Source organism: Reyranella sp., assembly GCF_050185545.1.
Taxonomy (GTDB): Bacteria; Pseudomonadota; Alphaproteobacteria; order Reyranellales; family Reyranellaceae; genus Reyranella.
Genome location: NZ_JBFWZI010000348.1, coordinates 1 through 3,449, shown reverse-complemented (window position 1 = coordinate 3,449; position 3,449 = coordinate 1). Strand labels below are relative to the sequence as shown.

Annotated in this window: 4 protein-coding genes; 3 read left to right on the top strand and 1 reads right to left on the bottom strand. The window is 68.5% G+C overall.

The window, feature by feature from the left end; genetic code table 11:
- Both AB7O82_RS37845 and AB7O82_RS37840 read left to right on the top strand, forming a co-directional pair.
- Positions 1-947, top strand: a 947-nt coding sequence (locus AB7O82_RS37845) for a serine hydrolase domain-containing protein (RefSeq protein WP_428621906.1), incomplete at its 5' end; no start/stop codon positions are given.
- Positions 948-984: 37 nt separating this feature from the next.
- Positions 985-2,274 carry an MFS transporter gene (locus tag AB7O82_RS37840; RefSeq protein ID WP_428541378.1) on the top strand — a complete coding sequence of 430 codons (1,290 nt, stop codon included), beginning with the start codon at positions 985-987 and terminating at the stop codon, positions 2,272-2,274.
- A gap of 19 nt (positions 2,275-2,293) precedes the next feature.
- Here AB7O82_RS37840 and AB7O82_RS37835 read toward each other — a convergent pair whose 3' ends face one another.
- Positions 2,294-3,085, bottom strand: coding sequence for an RMD1 family protein (locus AB7O82_RS37835; RefSeq protein ID WP_428541381.1), 792 nt, complete (start codon positions 3,083-3,085; stop codon positions 2,294-2,296).
- Positions 3,086-3,201: 116 nt separating this feature from the next.
- Between AB7O82_RS37835 and AB7O82_RS37830 the strand changes: the two genes are divergently transcribed.
- On the top strand, positions 3,202-3,449 hold a 248-nt coding region (locus AB7O82_RS37830), incomplete at its 3' end, for a hypothetical protein (RefSeq protein ID WP_428621905.1).

Sequence of the window (3,449 nt, the reverse complement as noted above, 5' to 3'; positions counted from 1 at the left end):
TCGAGCAGTGGCCCGAGTTCGGCCAGAACGGCAAGGAGCACGTCACCACGCGCATGATGCTCGACCATTCGGCCGGCGTGCCGGCGCTGCGTGCGCGCCTCAAGGACAGCGGCCCCTACGAGTGGGATTACATGACCGGCCTGCTCGCCGCCGAGCAGCCGTTCTGGCAGCCCGGCACGCGTAACGGCTATCACGGATTCACCTTCGGCTGGACGGTCGGCGAGATGGTACGGCGGGCCAGCAGCAAGTCGCTGGGCACGTTCTTCCGCGAGGAGATCGCCGAGCCGCTCGGGCTGGATTTCTGGATCGGCCTGCCCGAGGCGATCGAGCCGCGCGTGGCGCCGATTCTCGCCTATCCGCTCAAGGCCGAGGACGCCAAGACGCCGTTCCTGCGCGATCTCGCGACCGACAAGCAATCGATCCCGTTCCTGTTCTACATGAATGTCGGCGCCTGGCGCGCCGGCGGCGCCAACACGCGGGCCGGCCGCGCCGCCGAAATCGGCGCCGCCAACGGCGTCACCAACGCGCGGGGGCTCGCCGGCATGTACAGGCCGCTGGCCAATGGCGGCGGCCCGCTGGTCGATGCGGCGACGCTCGCTCGCATGGGCGAGGTCTCGATGGCGACGCACGACGACGCCACCTTGCGCATCCCGACGCGCTTCGCCCCGGGCTTCATGAAGTCGATGGACAATCGCAGGCGCAGCCTCGGCGCCCGCATCTTTGGCGAGGACGTCGACAGCGTCATCCTGGGCAGCGCCGCCTTCGGCCATGTCGGTGCCGGCGGCTCGCTGGGCTTCGCCGACCCGGCGGCAGGCCTCTCGTTCGGCTACACGATGAACCAGATGGGCCCCGGCCTCCTGATGAACAGGCGCGGGCAGTCGCTGGTCGACGCCACCTACCAGTCGCTCGGCTACCGCAGCAAGGATGGCGGGGTGTGGATGCGCTGACTCCGTGAACCGGCCAATTCGCTGAACCGATAGTCCGATGATCGCCGTCCTTCGCCCGCTCAAGGACTCCGGCATCGCCACCATCTGGTCGGGGCTCGCCGCCTCGACCATCGGCGAGGACCTGTTCCGGGTCGCCGTCGTGTGGATCGCCGCCGAGCAGATCGGCAATGCCGCGGGCTACGTCAACGCGGCGCAGTACGGCGCCATGCTGGTGATCGGGCTGATCGGCGCCTCGCTGTTCGATCGCTGGCGGGCCGACCGCGCCATGATCGGCGCCAAGTACGCCAGCGCCGTGCTCGCCCTGCTGCCGGTCGGCGGCTACTACGTCTGGGGCGTCTCGATCCCGCTGCTGATCCTGTCGGTGATGGGGCTCGCCGGCCTGCGCATGGTGTTCACGCCGGCGCTGCAATCGGCGGTACCGGTGCTGGTGCCCGACCGCGAACAATTCCAGGCGATCAACGGCTTGTTTGACGCCACCTGGCGGCTGGCGCGGCTGATCGGGCCGATGCTGGCGGCGGTGCTGAACACGCTCCTGCCGGTGATCCATTTCCTGTCGGTCACGGCAGTAGGCTTCGTTCTGTCGGCCGTCGCGGTGTGGGCGGTGCGCGAGAGGACCTACGATCCCAACGTGCCGCCGCGCCCGTCGCGTGGCGGCTGGCGCGGCGCCTGGGATGCCCTGCTCGACGGCGCGCGCCTGATGCTGCGCGAGCCGGTGACCGGTGTTCTGCTGCTGGTCAACGCCTTCGCCAACGGGCCATGGAGCGTCGCCCTGCAGCTCGCCATCACGCTCATCGTGCTCGAGCACGACCCGCATTTGTTCGGCCTCCACGGGCTCGCGGCGCTGGGCCTGATCATCGGCACCTGCGGCGTCGGCGACGTGGTCGGCAACCTGGTGGCCGGCAGCGTCAAGTTCGAGAAGCCGCTTCAGACCATGTTTCTCGGCTATGTCGCGATGGGACTCGGCTTCGTCCTGCTGGCGCTCGCCGCCTGGGGCCTCGACAACCCGTACAAGCTGCCGGCCATGATGGCGGCCGCCCTGGTCTCGGGCTTCGGCGGCCCGTTCTATTTCATCCCGATGATCACCCGCATGCAGACCGTGTACCGCGGCGTCGAGATCGCCCGCGTGTTCCGCCTGCGGCTGGCGATCATGGCGGCCTCGATGCTGGTGTTCAATCTCGGCGCCACCCCGCTGTTCGACCTGATCGGCCCAACCCACACCGAGTTCTTTTTCGGCCTGCTGCTGCTGGCGATGGGCATCGTCGGTCACCTCTACTTTCGCCGGCTCGAGGGTCGGCCCGATGCGGCGCGGCAGATCCTGGAGCATTGACCGTCGCCCGTCGCGGCGCTCAGTGGCCGCGGAAGAACAACTCGTACACCGACAGCAGGATCTCGATGGCGATCAGGATGATGATGTACCATTCCAGGCGAACGGTGCGCTGGTCCTGCACCAGCTCGAGAAGCGTGCGGATGGTGTCGCCCACCAGGGCGAGCTTGCGGTCGACCGCCTGGCCGCGCTCCAGCAGCTCGTACTCGTCGGCAAGCCGGGCATAGAAGCGCTCGAGCTCGGGCCAGTCCCACAGGATGTCGGGCTTGTCCGCGACCGCGACGCGGCCGACCATGCGATGCTGGGTGAGCAGGCTGTCGCCGATCTGGCGCACCAGGTCCCGCGCCTGGCGAACGCCGCGGCCCTTGCGCTTCAGCTCCATGGCAAGCTGGTCGATGCGGTCGACGGCGACGGCGAGCTCGGTCTCCTGTTGCGCCAGCACCAGACTCTTGGCCAGCACGTTGGCGACGATCTGCAACCGCTCGGGCGCGTCGTCCTTCAGGAAGATCGCACCGCCCTGGTCGAGCTTGTCGTCGCCACCGTTCACGGACGCCGTGGTCCGGTCGTGCTCCGGAATGTCCAGGGCCTCGACGACGCGCGGGCGCAACGCTTCCAGCACTGCACCTTCATCTGCCGGCGGTACGCCGGCGAACACCACGACCCCGAACCGGAAGGCGAAGGCGACGCCCCGCCTGCCGACCCTCAGGGTGAGCGGTGACAGCCCGATCGTGTCGGGGTGCTCGAGGCCCCTGGTGTCGATACGCAGGCCCAGCAGCACCGCGTGAAAATCGATGGTCTTCTCGCCCTGCTCCACACGGGCATCATAACATCCTCGCCATGGCGGTCTGCCGGAATTCACGGATGCCGGGGCATCCGTTTCCTGTTAACAGCGCCGGTGGCAGCGACCTCGGTGGTCGAGAGCCGGCGACAGTGACCATCGACAACAGCCTCGACAGCCTTTCCGACGACCGACGCAAAGCGGCACAGACCGCTTTGGCCGCGACCTTCGGCACCACGCCAATCGACGCCCTCGCACCGATCGGCGGTGGCGCGTCCAGTGCCATGATCTTCCGCGTGACGGTCCGTGGCCGCGGCTACCTGCTGCGTCTCGAAGGCGAGCCGAGTCCGCTGCGCAATCCGCAGCAGTACGCCGCGATGCGCATTGCTGCGGATGCCGG

Bases quoted from the DNA above. Each gene is read 5' to 3' on its own strand.
- AB7O82_RS37840 (WP_428541378.1), top strand. From the start codon at position 985: ATGATCGCCGTCCTTCGCCCGCTCAAGGACTCCGGCATCGCCACCATC.